Origin of the sequence: Paenibacillus sp. BIHB 4019, from assembly GCF_002741035.1 — a bacterium.
GTDB lineage: Bacteria > Bacillota > Bacilli > Paenibacillales > Paenibacillaceae > Pristimantibacillus.
On record NZ_CP016808.1, the window covers coordinates 1,001,262 to 1,022,178 of the forward strand.

The 20,917-nt window shown below is 52.5% G+C and carries 12 protein-coding genes; 1 reads left to right on the forward strand and 11 read right to left on the reverse strand.

The window, feature by feature from the left end; all coding sequences use genetic code 11:
* Positions 1-70: 70 nt before the first annotated feature.
* From guaA to BBD42_RS04345, 5 genes are all read right to left on the reverse strand, one after another.
* Positions 71-1,609 carry a glutamine-hydrolyzing GMP synthase gene (gene guaA, locus BBD42_RS04325; protein ID WP_099517153.1) on the reverse strand — a complete coding sequence of 513 codons (1,539 nt, stop codon included), beginning with the start codon at positions 1,607-1,609 and terminating at the stop codon, positions 71-73.
* A gap of 184 nt (positions 1,610-1,793) precedes the next feature.
* A complete protein-coding gene (locus BBD42_RS04330; RefSeq protein WP_099517154.1) occupies positions 1,794-3,779 on the reverse strand; it encodes an AraC family transcriptional regulator in 1,986 nt (661 codons plus the stop codon).
* Positions 3,780-4,012: 233 nt separating this feature from the next.
* Positions 4,013-6,619, reverse strand: coding sequence for a transglutaminase-like domain-containing protein (locus BBD42_RS04335; RefSeq protein WP_099517155.1), 2,607 nt, complete (start codon positions 6,617-6,619; stop codon positions 4,013-4,015).
* Positions 6,606-8,213: a DUF58 domain-containing protein gene (locus tag BBD42_RS04340; RefSeq protein WP_099517156.1), complete on the reverse strand. Its 1,608-nt coding sequence runs from the start codon at positions 8,211-8,213 to the stop codon at positions 6,606-6,608. The genes BBD42_RS04335 and BBD42_RS04340 overlap by 14 nt, the downstream gene beginning before the upstream one ends.
* Positions 8,213-9,241, reverse strand: a complete 1,029-nt coding sequence (locus BBD42_RS04345) for an AAA family ATPase (protein ID WP_237163366.1) — start codon at positions 9,239-9,241, stop codon at positions 8,213-8,215. The genes BBD42_RS04340 and BBD42_RS04345 overlap by 1 nt, the downstream gene beginning before the upstream one ends.
* Positions 9,242-9,792: 551 nt before the next feature.
* Here BBD42_RS04345 and BBD42_RS04350 point away from each other — a divergent pair.
* Entirely contained in the window at positions 9,793-10,269 is a 477-nt protein-coding gene (locus tag BBD42_RS04350) for a GyrI-like domain-containing protein (protein WP_099517157.1), read from the forward strand.
* A 140-nt stretch (positions 10,270-10,409) separates the two neighbouring features.
* Here BBD42_RS04350 and BBD42_RS04355 read toward each other — a convergent pair whose 3' ends face one another.
* Genes BBD42_RS04355 through BBD42_RS04380 form a run of 6 tightly spaced genes read right to left on the reverse strand, consistent with a single transcriptional unit; the run spans position 10,410 to position 20,711 of the window.
* Positions 10,410-10,688, reverse strand: coding sequence for a hypothetical protein (locus tag BBD42_RS04355; protein WP_099517158.1), 279 nt, complete (start codon positions 10,686-10,688; stop codon positions 10,410-10,412).
* A gap of 35 nt (positions 10,689-10,723) precedes the next feature.
* Entirely contained in the window at positions 10,724-12,445 is a 1,722-nt protein-coding gene (locus BBD42_RS04360) for a hypothetical protein (protein WP_099517159.1), read from the reverse strand.
* A gap of 1 nt (position 12,446) precedes the next feature.
* Positions 12,447-15,992 (reverse strand): DUF4132 domain-containing protein, encoded by a 3,546-nt coding sequence (locus tag BBD42_RS04365; protein ID WP_099517160.1) that lies wholly within the window; start codon positions 15,990-15,992, stop codon positions 12,447-12,449.
* 20 nt (positions 15,993-16,012) lie between these two features.
* Positions 16,013-17,182 carry a VWA domain-containing protein gene (locus tag BBD42_RS04370; RefSeq protein WP_099521449.1) on the reverse strand — a complete coding sequence of 390 codons (1,170 nt, stop codon included), beginning with the start codon at positions 17,180-17,182 and terminating at the stop codon, positions 16,013-16,015.
* Between the two features lie 44 nt (positions 17,183-17,226).
* Positions 17,227-19,623: a DUF5682 family protein gene (locus BBD42_RS04375; RefSeq protein ID WP_099517161.1), complete on the reverse strand. Its 2,397-nt coding sequence runs from the start codon at positions 19,621-19,623 to the stop codon at positions 17,227-17,229.
* On the reverse strand, positions 19,611-20,711 hold the full coding sequence (locus BBD42_RS04380; protein WP_099517162.1) for an ATP-binding protein: 1,101 nt from the start codon (positions 20,709-20,711) through the stop codon (positions 19,611-19,613). The genes BBD42_RS04375 and BBD42_RS04380 overlap by 13 nt, the downstream gene beginning before the upstream one ends.
* Between the last annotated feature and the right edge of the window lie 206 nt (positions 20,712-20,917).

Below are 20,917 nucleotides of genomic sequence, written 5' to 3' on the forward strand. Positions count from 1 at the left end.
TTCAAAAAACTCTCCTTCCTTTGCCATTAACGCAAAAGAAAGAGAGTTTTTTGTTTAGGCTACGGAACGGCTATTCCCACTCAATCGTAGCTGGCGGTTTCGACGTAACGTCATAGACGATACGGTTAACGTTGTCCACTTCGTTTACGATACGAACCGAAATTTTCTCAAGCACGTCCCAAGGAATACGAGCCCAGTCCGCTGTCATTCCGTCAATCGACGTAACGGCGCGGATACCTACAGTGTAGGAATATGTGCGGGCATCGCCCATAACGCCTACGCTCTTCATGTTCGGAAGCGCAGTGAAGTATTGCCAAATTTCGCGGTCAAGGCCAGCCTTGGCAATTTCATCGCGGAGAATCGCATCCGACTCGCGTACGATCGTCAGCTTCTCTTCGGTTACTTCGCCAAGCACGCGAATCGCAAGACCCGGACCTGGGAATGGCTGACGCCATACGATCGCATCTGGCAAGCCGCACTCGGAACCGACTTTACGAACCTCATCCTTGAACAGCGCTTTAAGCGGCTCTACAAGCTTGAACTTAATGTCCTCCGGCAGGCCGCCGACATTGTGGTGGGACTTGATCGTTTGGGCTGTAGCTGTTCCGCTCTCAACGATATCCGTATACAGCGTGCCTTGCGCCAAAAATTCAAAGTCATCGAATTTATCCGACTCTTCTTGGAAAACGTAAATGAATTCGTTGCCGATAATTTTACGTTTTTGCTCCGGATCGTCAACGCCTGCAAGCTTGCTCATAAAACGCTCTCTTGCATCGATTTTGACAACCTTCATATCGAATTTGCCCACGAATGTTTCCATAACGCCTTCTGCTTCATCCTTGCGAAGCAAGCCGTGGTCAATAAACATGCAAGTAAGCTGATCGCCGATCGCCTTGTGCAGCAAAATTGCAACAACGGAGGAATCTACACCGCCGGAAAGGGCGCATAGCACCTTCTTGTCGCCAACCTGGTCGCGAATATCACGAATGGTATCCTCGATGAAACTCTCCATCGTCCAGTTGCCGTCACAGTCGCAAATGTTGTAGAGGAAGTTGCGAATCATTTCATTGCCGAATACAGAGTGACGAACTTCCGGATGGAATTGCACCGCATAGAAGTGCTTGTCCGGGTTGCTCATTGCCGCAATTGGAGCATGCTCCGTGCTTCCATCAACGATGAAGCCTGCTGGTGGCTCGACTACGAGATCGCTGTGGCTCATCCATACGGTCTGAGAAGCGTCTAGGCCTTGGGTCAAACGGCTGTCCGGCGTAAAATCAACCTCTGCTTTACCGTATTCGCGTTTGCCTGCGCGCTCTACTTTGCCTTGCAATTGATGCGACATCAGCTGCATGCCGTAGCAAATGCCAAAGATCGGAATTCCCAGATCGTAGATTGCCGGGTCAACAAGCGGCGAGTTCGTTTCGTATACGCTAGCTGGACCTCCTGAGAATACAATCCCTTTCGGCTGAATTTCACGAATGCGCTCAACCGATGTATTAAATGGCAGCAACTCGCTGTATACGCCCAAATCACGAATGCGGCGTGCGATTAGCTGGTTGTATTGTCCTCCGAAGTCCAGAACAATGATGATTTCATTTGGCTTGTTCATTACCGAGCCTCCCTCAATTAATGTAGTAATTATATATAAGGCGCTTTGAGCGAGTCAAGGCTGAGTGACGATAATCCACTTTTTTTAAAGGAGATGCGCCTCATATGGATAAAATAGGGATTTAAATGCCATTAAAAAGGACCTTCCATGCCGGAAGGCCACCCTCTACACATTTTGCGTTGCTTTAAGATTTAACGAGCGCCTTGAGCACATCGTCCAGCTTCATGCTGTCAGCTGTTGGGCCATTCAGCATCCAATGTCTCGCTGATACTTTATGCACATTCCCTTTTTTAACAGCAGGAATTTCCTGCCACACTTTCATTTGCTCGATTTCATCCAATTCAGTCAAAGCCATCTGGGCTTCCTCCTCCGAATCAAACGATCCGCCAACCGTCACAAATAAATGGTCAGCCGTTATTTCGGGCAGCTTCTCCAGCGACTCGCCTACTCCCCAACTGCCCTCTTCTTCCTTCTGCTCTAATTCCGCGACAGATGCATCCATGGCTAAACCAACATCCTTGTAGACAAGGCTTGTATAGACGAACGCCGGGAAAAAGACTTGCACATCGCTTTGGGACGGGCGAATAAACGCGACGGAATGGTTGGCGCCTACAGCCTTCGCAACGGCTTCTTTCGTTTGCTCCAGCTTCTCATTATACGCATTTATGACCGCCTGAGCTTGCTCCTCCCGATCAATGGCTTTGCCGATAGCGGCTATGGAGGTTTTCCAGTCACCGCGATCATAAACGATCGTTGGAGCGATTTTGCTCAATTTTTCGTAGCTTTCTTTATCGGTCGGCAGCAAATGCGCCATAATCAAATCCGGCTTTGCATCCAAAATAGCTTCGTAGTTCAAGCTGTCTGGCGTGTAGATGGCCGGAATATTTCTCTCTTGCAGCGTTTCATATAAATATTGGCCCTTCATCGCCTGGGCCTGCACAATAGGTGCGTCCAAAGCCAGCAAAATATCCTCTAGGCCGCTTACCGCAATTCGCTGCGGATTAACCGGAATTTCTGTCTCGCCCAACATATGCTGCACAACCTTGGTTTGCGATGCTTGCTGTCCCGCACCATTTTCCCCCGTTGCTGCCGCTTCTGCCGTTATGGAGCGATCATTTACCCCCGCGGAGCCTGCACAGCCGCTGAACAATAGAGCCATGCAAAGCAGCATAACAGCAGCTACCGACAACTTTAATTCCTTATACATCGTTAAATCTCCCTCTCCAACTAGTTGATAACTATTATCATTGTAATTGTAGCTTTGCGTTGGATGGGGGACAATGGCTTGCCCTGAACGACGGAATGGATTATTCTGAACTGCTTTGCCGCTTGCGGCTCGGGAGCGGAAGCGAAGCGGCGGCAGTCCGGTATGCTTTTTGAACACTCGGCTAAAATAATACACATCCGGATACCCGATGCTCGCCGCGATTTCCTGCAGCGTTGCTTGTGTGTCCGAAAGCAGGTGACGAGCATGATCCATGCGGACTTTAATTAAATAGTCGTTCGGCGTCGTTGCCAGCTGTTTTTTGAATAAACGCGACAAATAGCTGGCGCTGCAACCTAGCAGTCCGGCCAGACCTTCAACCGATATCGGCTCCGGGTAGTTGTTTTCAATATAGCGCATGGCTTGCCACACGAGATCCGGCGCAGTTGGAGCAATTTCCTGATCTGAAAGCTGACCCATCAGCTCATGCACAAACTGATAAAGCTGACCCTTGGCCCCCAGCCTGTCCAGCATGCTTAGCTTGCCCCAGCTTTCTTCCATTTTCCGCACAATCGCATGTATCGCAAGCGGGTTTTGAGGAGCAAAGCCATATTGGATTTGAAACGGGTTGCAATGCTCCATGAGCTGCTGAAGCTTCCGATTGCCTTGCCCCGCCAGATTCCCTTTATAAAAAATCATATCGTATTCAAATACATCCGCCGAAGGAAAAATGTTTAGGCACATCCCCTTGCCGCCATGCAGGAGATGAAAGGGCTGAGCGGCATAATTCGTCCCATCCAGCGTCACCTGCGCTTGTCCGCGCGTTACCCATATGAAACCGCTGGATGGCAGTAGATAGCCGCGCAGCTCCTCATTTTTCCCCAGAGCTATATGCCGGATATCAAGCACTTTAACCGTCGCTTCATGCCATAGCAGCAGTTGGTCATTCCAATTCATACGACTCATTCCATTCACATCCCGTTACAGATAAACGTTATCTGTCCTATCAAGCACCATTTTATTATATTTGAAAATGGTTCTCATCACTAGCTTTTTTGTCTGTGCGTCGTTTGAGCTTAGGGAGTGGGCGAGATGCAGGGGATTGGATAGAAAAAAAGCGAGCAGCCATATGGTTAGTAGGCTGCTTGCTTCTGTTGGGATGCGGAGCAAGCTAGTGAGACTTAGCTTGCTCCGGACGGTTATGTGCGCCGCGCGGAATGCCTGCGGACACATAATAGGGCGGCCGCTGCCGACAGCTCCTCTGGCAGCGGCGCTTGCCAGGCACGCCGCTGCTCATAGCGGGCGGCGTCATCCCATGTGACGAAGCGCTTCAAGGCTTCGGACTGAGACGCAGGCAGCAGAGCGGCTTGCGCTGCTGCGTATTGCCTTGCTGTTTGCTGCGGCTGCCTTTTGGCTACGCAGCGGTCCAGCTGTGGCCAGATTGCCGCCGATACTGCGGCAAACTGCTTTTGGACGCCGCCGCTGCCCCGGGCCGGCGTCACGCCGCGGGAGGCGGCGCTGTAGCGGCGCAGCGCCAGCCACAGGCGCAGCCGCCTGCGCTGCGCCGCAGCGCAGAGCACGGCTGCCAGCGCCAGCGCAGCCGCGCCTGCGGCGCCTTTAGCGGCGGGCGTCGCCCCCGCCGCTGCCTCGGCGGCGCCAAGCGCCGCACGCGCAAGGGCATCCGCCCCTTGCGCAAGAGCCGTGGCGGCCTGCTCAGCCGCCGCCACAGCCAGCGCTTGCGCGCGCTGCCCCATCGGGCGCGCAGCAGCGCTGGCAAATGCTCCGGCGGCCCCTTCGCCGCCCGCCGCTGCACTGCCGGCTGTGCCGGCCAAGCCCGCGAGCGCTGCTCCCGCGGCTGTCCCTTCGCCGCCATACCCCGGCGTCGGATCAAAAGGCACCCACCCTGCGCCTGGGAAGTATACCTCCACCCAGGCATGGGCGTCCTTGCCCTTTACTTCATAAGCGGCCAGCTTCATGCCTGCATGTGCCGCATCATTTCGTGCATCCGGCTGCTCCGCGGACACGGTTCCGGGCGCAAAGCCTTTCACCCATCTGGCCGGAATGCCTTGTGTACGAAGCATAATGACCATTGCACTGGAAAAATGCACGCAATACCCTTCATGCTGCTTAAACAAAAAATCGTCCACGAAATCTGCTCCGGCCCCAGGGACCGCACTATTTTCAGCTGAATAGGTGTAGCTGCTTCGCAAATAAGTTTCAACCGCCTTCACCTGATCATAGCGGCTCGTTACTCCGCCTCCCGATACCTCTGCTGCCAGTGCAGCAACACGGCTCGGCAGCGATTCCGGAAGCTGCAAATATTCGGCCAGCGCTTCCTTCTCTCCCGCTTGAATGCCGCCACTGCGCAAGGCAGCTTCATCCATCACGGGAAGCAGCGTCTGAACGGTGTACTGGTCTATAAGCACCTTATCCGAAGGAGCGTATAACGTTCCCGTCGCTTCATTTTTCAAATAAGTGTTCAGCTTGCTTCTTGGCTCCGAGGAGGTTAAATCAAGCAAAGTGCCGGAGGTTCCGCCCATAAAAAGCGGGAAGCCGCGCTCCGCCTGTTTAAGAAGCACCGTCTGAACGACAATTCGATCCGGGCTGACGGTCGTCTCCGCACCTGCCCCTTGGCTTCTTATATCCCCCTCTTCTCCAGTCTCTGTATCTGTCTCTGTATCTGTTTCTACCACTGTCTCTGTATCTGCCTCCGATTCTACCTCTGCAAGGGCTTCTACCGCCTCTACCTCCACGCTTCCCTCTCCACTAGCAGACGCAATCCGTTCCCCGCCATTTGTAATAGGCAGCAGCGTCGTACGCTGCTCCGTTTCCTGCCAGCCTTTACCGGTATAAAAAGCTTTCGTCTCCCCGCGCCAATACGTGCGAACAGGAGACAGCCCCGTAAAAACAAGCCGTTCATCCTGCTTTAGCGGAGCGCCTAATGTGGTGTCATCAAATCCATAGCCTGTGGAAGCGTAGCTTCCGCTCGCGGCTGCCGAGGCCAGCGCAGCCTTCGGATTGCCGTGATCCAAACCAAGCACATACTGCTCCAGGCTTGCAGTTAGCGGTTGTGTCCAGCCCGCGGGGCTATTTGCCACGGATTTTCCTCCAGAAAATAGAAGTCCGGCGCCCAGACACAGCCCCACAACAACGAAAGCAGAAGCCGACCAGCGATAAGAAGCCGTCTGCGCTTCCTCCTTGCTTTCTTCTCCCTGCAGCGTTCTCATGCGTGCAAACATGACAATCGCGCCAAGCAGCAGGCCTTCCGCTGTCACACGCAGCAGCGCATTCAGCACATCCATGCCAAGCCATGCATGCAGAAAAATCAAATACCCTGCCGTTATGCCGGCCAAAGCCAGCCCCAGCTGGCGCAGCCAAATTAAAGCCTGCAGCGCGGGCACAAGCAGCCCAAAGCCGGTAAACAGAAGCAGCGCCTGCAGCTCTGTTGACATTCCCCACGCTACCGCTCCCATGCTGAACAGCCCGCCAGCTTCCTCGGCAAAGCGGCTGGCAAAACCAGCTGCCCATTCCAGCGGTCCCACTTCTGGGCCTTTGTAAAGACGCATCAAGCCTGTAATGCCGATGGCGGAATAAACGACAAGCATGATATACCAAGGCGCTCGCAGTAAGCCAGCTATAGCAATACAGCCTACAAATACAATAAGAGGCTGAGCCACATCAATATAATAACGGCTGCCTGCCTCCGACCATGGAAGCATCCACTCCGCAAGCAAGCCAAGCAGCAGCAAGCTCGTCAACAGGCGGTAGCCGAATGCCGGCTCCCCTTGCGCATTAAATATCGCCATAACGAATCCTTCCCTTCGTTAATTGCGGCTGTTCATTCATCCGCTCCGGGTACGTCAGCCAATATGTGCGGACACCGAAGCTCTCCAGCCATTTCTGCTGCTCGCGCATTGCAAAAGAAGGCGTGCTTTGCTTGATCAGCATATAAAGCAGCACTTGGCAGCCCTGCTCCGCTGCTCGCGAGGCCATCTGCCCCCAGCTTGCGCTATTGCGCCAATCGGCGGTAAAACAGCGCAATATGCCGCCTCTAGGCATCTGGTCAAGCTCGCCAATTACCCTTGCAACAAACCGGCCATGCTGCACCAGCTTCAGCCGTGCGAGCTGTTCCAGCAGTTCTTGCATACTTGCGGCTGTGCTGTTGTCCTCGTAGGCACCCGTTTCCGGCCATGCATTTATCTCAGCGTTCGCCAAACTTCCGACATCCCTTTCCTGCCCCTCATCCACTTCCGCTCCCGAATACATTCCTGCCCCGTTATCTGACTGTCCCGATACCGATGGCAGGATCGATGCCTCTTTCACTTTTCCCCTTGTCCCACCGTCGTCTAGAACCGCTTGGCCAGCAATGAGCTGCACCCGATTTCCCGCTAAATGATCCTGCTCCAGCACGCCGGCAGCCCACCCGGCACAGGCATCAAAAAACCTTTCGTCACCAGCATAAGCAACCGCAGTGTTGTCAATGGCCAAAAGCACCAATGGGCGATGAAGCGCTGTGCCATGCTCCTTCGTGTGCAGCCCCCGCCCGCGAGCGGCAGCCTTCCAATTGACATGGCGCAGCGAATCCCCATCCCGGTATGGACGCATCTCAGGGCCAATTCCTGCCTGTCTGCCGGAATGCTGGCCTTCAGACGGCTCACGCCCTAAGCCCGCCTCCTGAGCATCCATCTTGCCCGGATGCAGCCTAATGATAGTCGCTAAGCCGCTTCCCCGAAGCACCGCCGCACCTGGAGCTGCTACAGCCTCCGGCAATGCAGGAACCGCAAGCAGCCCGCTGCGGCAAGCAAAGGTTCGGCTAACAGCCGTTAATCCTAAATAATCGCTTGCCGTAACGGTAACCGCCTCAAAGCTATGCTCTCCGCGCCGAATAAGCTGCGCCCGATAGCTAAGCGCGAGTCTTGTTTCGAAATGAAGCTGCGCCGCATAGCGATAAGAAACTCGCTCCTGCTTTGCCGTACTCCCATTGACCATCGTATCTTCAAGCGCCAGCCAAACGAACGGAATAGGAAAAGCGCGGCCCAGCATCAGCTGCACCTCAACCTCTCCCCCATCGCGAATTGTGCCTTCGCCAAGCATGCGGCGCACCTCCATGCCTCGCATAGCAAGCCAAGGCAGTCCGGCGCTTAGCAGCATGATGCAGCCAAGCACAGCGAACATAAACCACTCCACCGCCATTCCTCGCTGAATGACAGCAGCGAGAGCAGCGCACCAGCCCGATAGCAGAAGCAGCCAGCCTCCCCACCTTATCCGGCCCAGCCTCTGCTGTCCCAACTCCTGCTCCGCTTCTGCCTCATGCTCAGTATCCGCTGCTTTCGCTTGCCCTTCTCCAGCATCCGCTTGCCCTAGTTTCACTGCCTCGTTATCCGCACTGGAAACCGCCATTAGCGCCGCCCTCCCGCCGCTTGCGGCAGCACGGCTGCGGGAAGCGGCGTAGTGCGCAGCAGCTGCTCTACGAGCTGTGCTGCTGTCATCCGCAGAGGTGCCCCCGGATATACCTCCAGCCGATGTGCAAGTACTGCTTCGCCTGTCGCCAGCAAATCATCCGGCAGCACATAACCTCTGCCTTCCAAATATGCAGAGGCCTGTGCCGCCCGCAGCCAATCCCTGCCGGCACGCGGGCTCATCGCCAGCGCCAGCTCAGGCATTTTCCGCGAAGCGTCTGCCACTTGCACCATATATTCAATCAGGCCAGGATGGACATGGGCCAGCCGCACTTCCCGCTGCATCCGCAGCCATTCCTCCGGCATGACCACTGGCCTGATTTTATGAGGCTCCTGCCGCTGCCCATCGGCATATTGCTCCAGCAGCTGCTTCTCAAACTGCGGCTCGGGATATCCAATGGACAGCCGCATCATAAAACGGTCCAGCTGCGCCTCCGGCAGCCTGCTCGTCCCTTCAAAACGCAGCGGATTTTGCGTAGCAATCAGCATAAACGGCGACGGGAGCGGCCTTGTCTCCCCGTCCACCGTAATTCGCCGCTCCTCCATCGCTTCAAGCAATGCGGACTGGGTACGGGCGGAGGCGCGGTTGATTTCATCCGCCAGCACGACATTGCCCATAATCGGGCCTGTTACATACTTTAGCTCGCCACGAGCCGCATCCCACACCGCTCCGCCCAGCACATCCGACGGCAGCATGTCCGACGTAAACTGAATGCGCTTGAACTCCCCGCCAATGACGCGGGCACACGCTTCTGCAAGCACGGTTTTGCCGACTCCCGGCTTATCCTCCAGCAGCACATGCCCACCCGCCAGCAGCGCGGTGAACATTTGCTTTACCAGCTCCCGTTTGCCTAGCAGAACGCCTTCCACACGCTGGAGCATGCGATGAATAAGCATCTGCGGCAGCTCCTGCCATACATCCGTCTCCTCTTGCCGAACGGTAGATTGGTATTTTGAATGAATCATCATTAGACAACCTGCCTTCCTCTCAAGCGTAAACGGCTGAAGCCCTCCTCTGGCGGCTAAGCTACCGTTTCGCGGTTGAAATATAAGCCATTTATAAGTGTGCAACTTATAAACGCTTTTATTTTTTTCAAAAAATCTTCTCTAGCATTTATTCTCGCCATGCTTCTCTCGATTTAGACCTGTTTCAAGGCGGATAGATTGACTTTTCCGCTTCCCATCCCTTGCGCGGCAGCGATTCTAGCAGGAGCAGCTGTCATTTGGAAGACACAAAACCTATTAAATTTTCCCATAAATGCAAAAGGAAATACCCCGTTTATAGAGAAATAGTAAAACAGGCTCTAAACGGCTGAACAAGATAACAAGGCGGCAGTGAATGGGCGGCGGTTTAGGAAGTGTAAGCGTTTTACGTACGGATTTTGATTGAAATATAGGAAGGTATAGGATTTGTTCATACTTTCTCTATATTTCTAAGCGAAACGGAAGCTTTGCCGCCAAAGGGTGGCGACAGCCGTTTACGCTCCAATGGCAAATAGTCCAGCACAGGAGGGATTAGAATGAACGTTTTGAAGGAGGTAGTCCTTACAGAGCGGGAAGCTTTTCACGTCGTAGGACTACAATGGGAAGGCACCTTTGCCGAAGCAGCAGCAGGCGGAATTAAGGAAATTCAGCAGCAATTCCAGCAGCGTGTGACGGAAATCAACCATGTGCGGGAGCGCAATAAGCTGCTCGGGCTTTCTTTTCACACGACAAGCACAGGCTTTACTCATTATGCGGCGGTTCAGGCAGAGGCAGTAGGCTGCGTACCGGATGGCATGTACAGCCTTTCTATTCCAAGTCTGACCTATGCCACATACGATCATCATGCGAACGAACACATAGGGGCCTCCTACGATTACGTATATAACTGGATCAGGCAGAACGGGCATAAGCCGCTTTCCGATGGCTTGACGCATTTGGAGTTTTATCCGATGAGCCATGATCCTTATGCGCCAAACCCGGCATTCACTATTCTTATTCCGCTTGCAGAATAAGCTATAATTCATCCATATTTCTAGAAAAAAAAAGAGAAGGAACCGACCTGCGCAGCGACGCAGTGTCCGGTTCCTTCTCTTTGCATGCCGGAAGAGGCCCCGGCATGCAAGCTGATATCCTCCTATAGCAAGGAGGCTTGTTACTTCTGTTCAGCAAGCTGAATATATTGATAAAGACGGGAGCTATGAAGGAGCAATAACTGCTCCTCCCCGCCTCCCAGCACCACTTTGCGCCCTTCGCTGGCTGCTTGCTTCAGCAGCGTTGACAGAAAATCCAATTGCAAGCGGGCAGCTTCCTCCGCTTCGCGCTCCAGCCATTCGATATCCTTCAAGGCAAGCTGTGCCGTCCCCCGAAGCAGCAGCTCTTCAAACCAGCTGCGCAGCCGCTGCAATCCATCGTATACCTGCTCCAAAGCCATGCCTGCCGCTCCTTTTCCCAATCGCTTATCGTCCCTTACATGTCTAGCTTTAAGCTGATCAGCTTCGTATTCTGCAGGAAGCTGATCGGATAAGCCTGACCGCCCTCCATTCGTACAAATGCATAAAACTGTTCCAGCGACGCAGCACCATATCCGGCTTCCAGGCGTTTGACGGTTTTTTCCCAGTCTGCTTGATAAGGAAGAATCAGCTCCAACTGCTCGCCTGCCTCATCCTCCACTTCAAGTACAAGGCTTTGCGAGCTTTTATCGAATCGGTTTCCTGTAATCCGGGCTAACTTAATTAAGGCAAGCCGTTCCTTTACGTCTGAAAATAATGCCGGCTGCTCCACTCCAGCCTGCCGCAATGCGGGCAAATCCGAGGCAAGCTTCCCCTTATTAACCTCGTTAATGGATTGTCGGGCGACAAGAGTAAGGCTCGCTCCCTCGCCTGACGACAATCGGCGTTCCTCGTTCACTTTAATGTGCTCGAACACCAGCTCTTCTCCGGCAAATTGACGCATCGTCATGCTTGCAAGCCAAGGCGAATAGCCGGCATAATGCTTGGCAAACGAAAAATCATTGCCTTCATAATACACAGCCCGTGCATCCGTGTAGGTATACACCTGCCCATCATCGAGCCCATACATATAATAGGTGATGCCTCTGTAGCCTGATCGTGTCTCCCACGGCTCAGCGCCAAGACCATATAAGCGCAGCTTCGGCAGCGAATAATATTTGCTGCGAAAAGCACCGATGAGCTGTTCCTTCTTAGCAGCGGGAAGCGTCTCCCGCTCAAGCAGCTCAAGGGCAAGATACAGCTTGGTGACACGATCCAGCAGCACTTGCATGGAAAATCGCACATGGCGGTTGAAAAACAGCTCCAGCTCGCCCTGGATGCCGCGCAAGCCGCGCTCTACATCCGGCAGCTGGCCACTGCGCGCTGCGACAGCCAGCGTTTCCAGCTGTGCCGTATACGACTGGGGCAGACGGGCAAGTCCCGTCCGCAGCATCGCATGGATCAACTCCTTGCATTCCCTTACGGTATCGGGCGAAAAAGCCGCCTTGTACACTTTGCTGCGCAGCGCTTCCTGGTCATCCAGCCCCTTTAAAGCGCGGTAACGTAATAAAGCTTCCAGCTTTAACAGCTCGCCGGACCTATCCTTTATTTTGCAAAGCGCCTTAGCCGGGTTTGCTTCCTCAGTGAACGAAACCTCCGCACCTTGGAGCTTGAGACAGACCGTAAGAAGCGCATTTTGTGCCACTTCCAGCTCTTCCGGGTAGCGCAGCCGAAACAGCACTTCCTCCACAATGGAAACATTAAACGGCTTAATCAATGGTGAAAGCTCGGCAGACAGCAGCCAATTAAAGCGTTCCTCAGTGCCGCCTATCTGTTGCTTGCTGCCTTCTAACTCTCCTTCCTCGTGTGCAGAAGAAGAAGATGATGATGTTGATGATGTTGATGTTGATGGCAGCTGCTGTGAGTAAAACAAAATGGCTATCAGCACATGCTTGCATAAGCTGTCTGACGGACATGTACACTTCCAGCGAGCCAGCGTATTTTCCAGCGTGCAGACCGTCCCGTCGTTCAACTCGCAGCTGACGGACGTTTCTCCCCAAGCATATTTGACATCAACGCCTTTGCTGATATCTTTTAACGCCCGATTATATATACCCTTGTTCGAATATCGAACCAAATAATCCTCGGTACATAGCTTGGCAAACTGCCCAAAGCTCGTTTCAAATGCGGCAGCTGACATGCTAGCGTCCCGATGCCCGCAAAATATCATAGATCGTCTCACTGAATACACGGCCTGGAATTTTGCCCAAATCTAGAGCCGGAATATCACTGTAGTAGCTGTATTGGCCTTTTTCATTCGCATGAAATTGCAGCTGCTCCAGCGTAATGTCTTCCAAGCCTTCGTAATAGGTGATGCTAGTCCCGCTAAAGCGCAGCTCGGCAAGCCAATCACCATAGTCCTTATACAGCTCGCTATACCAGCCGCCATCCTGAGCTTGGCCTTTGTACCAGCCATATTTCTCAAGCGCCTTAGGAAACGCTGTAGGCGAAAGCTCTGATCTCGGCAAATCCTCATATACCGTGCTTCGCTGGCTTTCTTCTTCCACGAGATGGATTTGGCGATTCAACTGCTCAAATGGCTGCTTGATTTCATAATCGTCCAGCTGTGATTTCCAGCCCTCAAGCGTTTCCTGATCCAGCTCAAGCGGATGAACCAAGCCGACTTTGGCATCAGCAGCAAGCTCGTATTCGTCTTCATCTACCGTGTTGAAGGTACCGTCCTCCATATAACGGAATGTGTCTGTAAGGCTGCCTTGTTCATACACGCCCCAGATGAGGCCGACGGCAAACTTCTGCATGACGATATTGTTAACGAACAGTGCCGTCCATTCTTCAGCCGTCCACAGCCGCTGCTTGGACAACGATTCTTCCAGCCGCTGCGCTTGGATGCCGACCATCGTTTTCAAATCTTTTTTGAGCAAATTGAAATCAGCCTTCGCTTTCGCAGCCAGCTCCGCATCATCCTTTTGCCCCGGCACAGGCAAGCTTTTGAGCGGTTTGCCCGTTTCTTCATTGATGACAATAACCTCCAGATTCCGGTTCACCTTCACCTGGAAGGTACGCTCGCCATAGCTGAATTGCTGAGCACCCTTATCATCAAAGCCAAGCGACGTGACCAGGCGGTCTTCGAGCTGCTCTGGCGTAAGTCCTTGATTTTCCGCTGCCAGCTGCAGCGCCTCCTCAGCCGCGCCCTTTACCTGACGGTTTTTGACGGTTCGCTTGATTTTGTCAATGGCCATTAATGCGGCAGGCTCGCTTAAATAAGATAAAGCCTTGACCGCTTCCGCCGCCATTGCGCCGCGGCTATTTTCCGTCCATTCCTTAATTTGCGGAGCTAAAATTTGTATCAGCCTGCGATCACCGAACAATGCGCCTACATACAGCACCCATTTTTCCTTCGCAGGCGCTTCGCTTTGAATCCACAGCTGAATGAGCTCCGCAGCGAAATTTGAAAGCGAATCGCTGTTTACATAAGAACGCAGCTCGTTCAAGCGCTCATTCGGAGCCGTCGTATGATCCATCGATTGAAGCATTAAATACGACTTAATTCGGTCATCTACCTGCTGCCCCTCCAAATCCATTAATGCGGGCAAATCATTTACGGACAGCCAGCTGAGGCGGGCCGTTTTTTTGGCATCCGCTTGATCTGCAAGCGCTGCGTGCGCATGAACTGGGCTTAAATCAGCCGTTTCCAGCAAAATTTGAATAAGTGTGCGCCAGTCCTCCGATTTTTCCGTTTCCAGCAATTGCTGGTAAGCCGCCTTGCTGCCTGTTACGCTGCGCAGAGAGTTTAGTACCAGCTCTTTAATCGCTGCTTTTTTCTCGGTGCGATACAGGGTTAAATATAATGTTTCGTCAGGCACTCGGCTGAATTCAGCCAACGCAGCTCCGCTTGCTTTCTTCGACGAATCCAGCAGCCCTGCTCGAATGGCTTCCGTCAGCTGGTCAAGGGTCAACGCATCGCGATCCTCGAAAGCAATTTCGAGCACGGTTAGCCGGGAGTCTGTAGGCAAATTCTTATATTGCTTCAATGAATCCGTCAAATTGTTCCTAATAATGGATCGATATTCGGTTTGCGGCATCGAACGGTAGTAATAATCTCTCATGCCATTAAGCATCAGCAAGCCCGAAAGCAGGCGCTCCCGGCTCACCTCAGGATCTTCTCCATAAAGCTCCAGCAGCTTTTGTCCGCTAAACGAGTAGGAATGATACATTTCCGACACAAGAGTCAGTGCATCGCATTCCGGTCGTGTAATCAAAATGGCCAGCCGCTTTATATAAGGCGAATCGGGAGGCAAGAAGCTTACAGCTACAAGCAGGCTTTTGCGTCTGCTGTCCCGGTTCCTTGGGTCAAACAACGAGCGATTCGTTTCATCCTTCCAGTAATCCTCGAAGGAAGTTTCCCCTTCCAAATAACGGGCGAGAAACAGGCCATGACGCCCTCCCTCCGATTGTCCCCTTAATACAGCGAATACCGCCTGCGTAAGTGTGCCGGCTTCATCTGGCAATGCAATCCCGCCATCTGTGAGCACCTTATGCAAATAAGCTTTGTAATACGCCGAACGTAAAATTTCATAAGCACGCAAAGCTTGATCCGGCACACTAAGCACATAGCTTTGCAGCGCGCTCCACGGCACCATATAACTATTTAGCTCTCCGCTTAGCCGTTCAATTAACTCATAAGGCTCCTCGAAAGGAACGATGCCCTCCAGCAGCTCGTCCGGCTTTTTGGCACGTCTGTCAAGGGCAAGCAAATGCTGGCGGACCTCAAGCGGATATACTTCATGCAGCGTTCTGACTGCATCAAGCAGCGCTAAGCCTAAATCCCCCGGCTCGTCCAGAAACAGCTGCTTGCTGCCTTTAACGTTAATGACATATAACAAAGCGCTATGAATCTGGGTCAATGTCCGATTAAATAGGGTGCGGGAAACTTCTCCGGTCTCCTGTGCTTGGAGATCAGGAAAATGTGCCGCAATCGTTTTTTCGCGTTGGCCCGTTATAAAGTCCGCGCTCAGCTCCCGAACAGAATAATTTTCCTTTGCTTTGAACGGGTACGCGATGATCGGCTTCACCGCAGCATTCAGCAGCTCGCGAAGCTGCTCCGTATTTTCAGCCAATACCGCTTGCAATATTTCTGGAAACTCGCTCGCAAGCCTTTGGCTGTTAAACTGATGGGTCGAGGTACTATCAAGCAGGGAGTACAGCTTTAGAAGCAGCAGCGTATTAATAATAACGCCTGTATCTCCAGCATCCTTTTTGCCAAAATTGCATTTGCTAACCCTGCTTTTCAGCTCATCCATAATCGCCTTATCGCCGGCAAATTTATGTATTTTCTCCATTCGTGGCAGCAGTGACTGCAAGCGCTGGCTTCCCGCTTTGCTTTTTCCTGCCAGCCCTAACGCATAATGCCCGTCGCCCAAGCAGATTGCGAGGCTGTATCCCTGCCAATAATAGCTTCGGCTAGCATTGAGTCCCATTCGCAGCATGAGTGCACCTGCACGAAAAAACACATCGCTGTCATCCTTCTTCGCAAGCTTCTCAAACAGATCCATCGAACGGTAGGCATATTGCATGGAATCAGGCAGCAAATCCGGGAATTGCTCTGTTCTGCCCATTACATAATCGATAATGATTGCGCTGCGGTCCGTATTCTTCGAATATTCCTGCGAGAGTGCTTCTCCAAACTTTTCAAATAAGGCTTCAACATCCCTGTTTTCCGTTATCATGATCCTGTTCCTCCCAAAAATTAAGTTATAATATCGCCGATCCAGTCGGCCAGCTCATTCGGTGTAATCGCCGCTACGTGAGCCCCCATATTGGTGAGCATCTGCGCTGCGTGCTTGTTATAAACAGAGTCCCCGTTAAAATCGAGTGCGGTCAGCACGAGCAGCTTGCAGCCTGCATCCAATATATCTTTGCAGGCCTTATACATATGCTGAATCGGATAACCTTCCTCCAGATCGCTGACCAAAATGTAAATCGTTTTTCCAGGGTTTTCAATCAGCGTCTCGCCATAGCGCAGCGCTTTGGCAATATGCGTACCGCCGCCTAGCTGAACGTTCATGAGCAGATCCACAGGGTCCTCCAGCCTGCTCGTCAAATCAACAACCTGGGTATCAAAAATAAATAAGTGAGTGCGCAGCGCATTCAGCTTGTAAAAAATGCTCGCCATCACCGCGCTGTAAATGACCGAGTCCAGCATGCTCCCGCTCTCATCCACGCCAATAATAATGTTCCATTTGTTATGCGGCTGCACATTGCCGTCAAAATAAAGACGGTCGATGACAAATCTGCCTTTTGTGCGATCATAGTTTTTTAAATTTCGAGAAATGGTTTTCTTAAAATTTAAATTGCGCAGCGACTTCACAGAGCTGCTGGCGTAACGGCTGCGTTTGCCGAGTATGCTCGCTTTCGCCTGCGATTCGAGCTTCTGGCGCAAATCCTCCACTACCGCACGAACAATTTCCTTAGCGCTTCTTAACACATCGCCCTTCATTCGTCCTTTGAATTGCAGGATGTTCTTGAGCAGATTCATATTAGGCTCAAGCGATTGAAGCAGCTTCTTATCCGTGAGCAGCTCGGTCAGGCCATAGCGGTCCAGCGCCTGCTTCTCCAATATTTCCACCGTCTGCTTCGGAAATAATTCCCGCACCTTATGCAGCCACTTGGGGACGGTAAGCTCTGAGGCGCCCCGCCCGCCTGTTTTCCTGTAGCCCTGCTCCTCGCCGTATTCGCGATCATATAAATAGGCAAGCAGCTCATCCATTTCTGTATATGAAAAATGTTCAGCCGAATAGCCTTCCGCTTCGCATAAGCCTTCCTCGGCAGCCTCGCCGAGGATGAGCCGCCAGCGATTCAAAGCCTCGGCCGACGTGCGGCCGCTTGAAGCGGCGGGAGCACTTGAGGCTTGCCCCATTTCCCTATGCTCATGCTTGTATTCGCTTTGATCATCCTGCCTGTTCAACTCAGCATCCATGCGGCAAACTCCTTCCGTATGGCTTCATCTAGCGCCTTGGCCTGTATAAGGGTCTGCTCATCTATAGGCGGTATCTCCAGCTCTCCTGGGTCTGCTTGATGCAGTGTAGCGACCCGCTCTGCAATTAACGACGTCTCCATTGGCGTAAAATAGGTAAACGCAAGCCGCAGCTCCGGCACCATCGCAATAAAATCATCCGGAGGAAGCTCCTCGATTAAATAATTCAATTCGCCCAGCAGCAGATCATCGTACAAAAAAGCATCGCGCGCGATTTCAAACATCCCTTGCAAATATTTCGCCGTCTGCTTGGCCTGCTCCGGCGTTCCGCGAACGTAGCTTCTGGCGCGCTCCACCATCTCTTCACGCGTCCGGTCTCCAAGCGCTGCTAATATAGCTATCGCCACTCCCTCCAATTGCGGGGAGAGCTTAGGGTCCGACAGCAGCTCGCTCAAATGCCCCCTAAATGTATCATTCTGAAAATGCTCTTCAGGCGACTCTGCAAGCATAGCCAGCAGCTTAAGCCCTTGTATAATCGCTGGATGCTCATTCGAATGGATGGCTGCGAGCCCCCGCAGCTTATCTACCGCATTGTTATAAGCTTCTGCTACGAGCAGCGGCAATTGTTCGTCTGCCGCAAGTCCCAGCAATCTGCCATGCTGGCGCAAACGATTTAATACCGTAAGCGTTTGGCAAAGCGACAGAAAATTTCCGTCTTTGCGCAAAGCGGCCTGCACCTGCTCATATAACCGCCTCGCTGTATCCTGCAAGCCCATAAGAAGAGCCTGCAGCAGCGCATTCGCGATTTCGCCGCTATGGTGATCGGGAAGCTCCTGTATCCGTTCCCCGATTTTGCGTGCTGCCGCCTCCTTGAGCGTTCCTCCATACAGCGAGTTTTCGATTAATCTCGCCTCAATGCGGGACGAATACGCGTAGACCCAAGTTTCACGAACGAGATTCATATGCCGATAGGCGACCCAATCTGGTCCAGACTCCCGAACGGCAAAATCCGGAACGAGGAAGCTCGCGCATTGCAGCAGTTGGCTAAGCAGACGATGCTCCGCCTTGGCGTACAGATCAAGCACCTTCTTGTGCTTGCCGGTCGTCTTAATCTGAAGCCCTGACGCAGAGCAGCGATTCTTAAAATCTTCAACAATCGGCACCGTAAACGGATTGGGAGCGACAATGCCGATTTTATCCCCTGTCAGAAGCAGGCGCAGCTCCTCAAGCGGCTTGTCCGTTGCAAGCGTCCGCTCCCCCTTTACGAAGGAGGAAAGCGCGGCGTCCAAAAGCTCGTACACCCCGCCTTCCCTTTTGCCCCGAAGCACCGCAAGCCCTTGAATCATGCTGTATGCCTCAATGGCATCGCTCGTCGAAACCTCCTCCTGGCCTTTGCGCAGCTTGCGCATCAGCTCGGATAACAAGGCGAGCGCTGTCTGGTTATAGGGCTCTGTTTTATGCTGCAGCAGCTTATTCCAAATCAGCTCATAATAGTTCACATAAGGCATCCCGCTCGCATATCCATTCAAGCGATCCGCTTCTTCGAACGTGTAGACCATCGGATACAGCTGCTGCTGGATGGTTCCCCCTTTTTTTCCCTGCTGCTCCTTCTGCTGTTCTTCCCTCGCAGGCCTGCCTGCTTGGGCAGCTTCCAGCAGGCCGTACGTATGAAAGCCGCCAGTAATCACTAGAACACGCTTATGCTTAGTCGCAGCTTGCTTGATGCACTCTCTCATATACGCCTCTCTCGCCATATCTCCAGAGGCATGAAGCTGTTCCTCCGAATAGCACATACGGGATAACGCGCAGTAAGTAAATACATTCCGTACAAAAGCTTCCGTCGTTGCTGCTTGCCCTTCGATTTCGAACAGCTTTTCCCACAGCTCGTCAAAGCTGCGGCAGTTCATTTTACGGCATAAACGATTAATAAAATCGGAGCTGGCAAGCAAGGTTTCATCCTGGATGGACGTCTCCTGTTTTTCAGCTTTGGTTCTCGACTCGTGACTATAATCCAGATCAATAAATGCCGCCGGTATGCCAAGAAGCGCCGCTTCCTTCATAGCCACATACTCTGGGGAATAACTTAACAGAGGATAATAGCAAGCCGATCTTCCGCCTTGTTCATCCTCGTAAGTGCAATACAAACTGACGGGCGTCTCCGTCGCCTCATCCGCAAGCACCGGAATGAGCGGGGTGCCGCTCGCTGGCCCTTCGATCAAGATAATGTCCGGCTTATATTGCTTAATCACCTTTAGCAGATGAAAGGAGCACGCTGGGCTATGATGGCGGATGGGAAAATACACGGTGCCGCTGCTCAGGTTAAACACCTGCTGATCAAATAAGGACGGCAGCTCCTTGTCAGCCTCGCCCGTTAACCAATCCATTTTCTTTCCTCATAATAGTCCTTCCATATCACATCTTCCTTGGAGCGTTCTTTGACGACCTTGGAGAAGTAGGTTTTCAGGATGGACAAATCCTTCTCATTTTCCTTGGCAATCGTTCCGAGCATATTTTGCACAAGCCGATCAAGCGAAATCGATTTATTTTCATAATAATAGGAGGTCATCGCGCTTTGAACATAGACAGAAACCGCTTCTGCCGTGCTCATGGAGGCTGCGGGGATGTCGATTTTGTAGCCTTCGCGCGTAATGCCGGAGCGGAGCTCCATAAATGTCGTCGCCAGCAGCTCGACCACATTCAGGTCAATTTCGGCGTCAACGCCACTATGCATAAGCAGGCTTCGGGCCCCATTTTCAATAATTTTCGCTTCCATCTTCATGCTGCTGACAGGCTTAATCGTCTCGAAATTGAATCGGCGCTTCAAGGCACCGCTCATTTCGTTGACGCCTTTGTCGCGAATATTCGCCGTTGCTATAACGTTAAAACCCGGCTTCGCAAACAAGACGCCGCCGTCCAGCTCAGGAATGTTCATCACCTTGTCGCTCAAAATGCTAATTAAACTGTCCTGCGCTTCCGCTGGGCAGCGCGTAATTTCTTCAAAGCGGGTCATAATGCCCTGCTTCATTCCATTATATAAAGGCGCTGGCACAAGCGCGGCCTCGGATGGGCCTTTGTCCAGCAGCATCGCATAATTCCACGAGTATTTGATCATATCCTCCGTCGTCCCGGCTGTGCCTTGAATCGTATTCAGGCTCGTCCCCGATATAGCCGCTGACAACAGCTCGCTGAGCATCGTCTTCGCTGTGCCTGGATCTCCAACGAGCATTAAGCCCCGGTTGCCTGCCAAAGTGACAACGGCCCGTTCGATCAGCACATCGTTTCCGTAAAATTTGCGGGTAATGGCGACTTCTTTGCCGTCCACGACAGCCGGCTTGTCTCTGCCAATTATAAAGTCACGCACATAGGCCGGAGACAGCAGCCACTCGGGCGGACGATTTCCGGTATCCTCTTCACGCAGCGCACGCAGCTCTGCTTCAAATAACATCTCAGCCGGCGGCTTGATCATATCCATCATTGTGGTCTCCCTTTCGCAAAAACAGATCATATGTTCTTATTTTTTATATAATACCATAGCACACGCCGTTCTTTCAAAATATTGGACAAAAATGGTTGTTTCGAACCATTCACTTAGCACCATCGGGCTAGATTTTTCGCTATAAAATAGGTCTCATCATTGATAACATTTTGGGATTATATGTATTTGTAATTGGGAGGGAC

Excerpts from the sequence above, each read along its gene's own strand:
- BBD42_RS04360 (WP_099517159.1), bottom strand. The coding sequence starts at position 12,445 with ATGTCAGCTGCCGCATTTGAAACGAGCTTTGGGCAGTTTGCCAAGCTA.
- BBD42_RS04365 (WP_099517160.1), bottom strand. The coding sequence starts at position 15,992 with ATGATAACGGAAAACAGGGATGTTGAAGCCTTATTTGAAAAGTTTGGA.
- BBD42_RS04350 (WP_099517157.1), top strand. The coding sequence starts at position 9,793 with ATGAACGTTTTGAAGGAGGTAGTCCTTACAGAGCGGGAAGCTTTTCAC.
- BBD42_RS04335 (WP_099517155.1), bottom strand. The coding sequence starts at position 6,619 with ATGGCGATATTTAATGCGCAAGGGGAGCCGGCATTCGGCTACCGCCTG.
- BBD42_RS04380 (WP_099517162.1), bottom strand. The coding sequence starts at position 20,711 with ATGGATATGATCAAGCCGCCGGCTGAGATGTTATTTGAAGCAGAGCTG.
- BBD42_RS04370 (WP_099521449.1), bottom strand. The coding sequence starts at position 17,182 with ATGGGGCAAGCCTCAAGTGCTCCCGCCGCTTCAAGCGGCCGCACGTCG.
- BBD42_RS04345 (WP_237163366.1), bottom strand. The coding sequence starts at position 9,241 with ATGATGATTCATTCAAAATACCAATCTACCGTTCGGCAAGAGGAGACG.
- BBD42_RS04340 (WP_099517156.1), bottom strand. The coding sequence starts at position 8,213 with ATGGCGGTTTCCAGTGCGGATAACGAGGCAGTGAAACTAGGGCAAGCG.
- guaA (WP_099517153.1), bottom strand. The coding sequence starts at position 1,609 with ATGAACAAGCCAAATGAAATCATCATTGTTCTGGACTTCGGAGGACAA.
- BBD42_RS04355 (WP_099517158.1), bottom strand. The coding sequence starts at position 10,688 with ATGGCTTTGGAGCAGGTATACGATGGATTGCAGCGGCTGCGCAGCTGG.
- BBD42_RS04330 (WP_099517154.1), bottom strand. The coding sequence starts at position 3,779 with ATGAGTCGTATGAATTGGAATGACCAACTGCTGCTATGGCATGAAGCG.
- BBD42_RS04375 (WP_099517161.1), bottom strand. The coding sequence starts at position 19,623 with ATGGATTGGTTAACGGGCGAGGCTGACAAGGAGCTGCCGTCCTTATTT.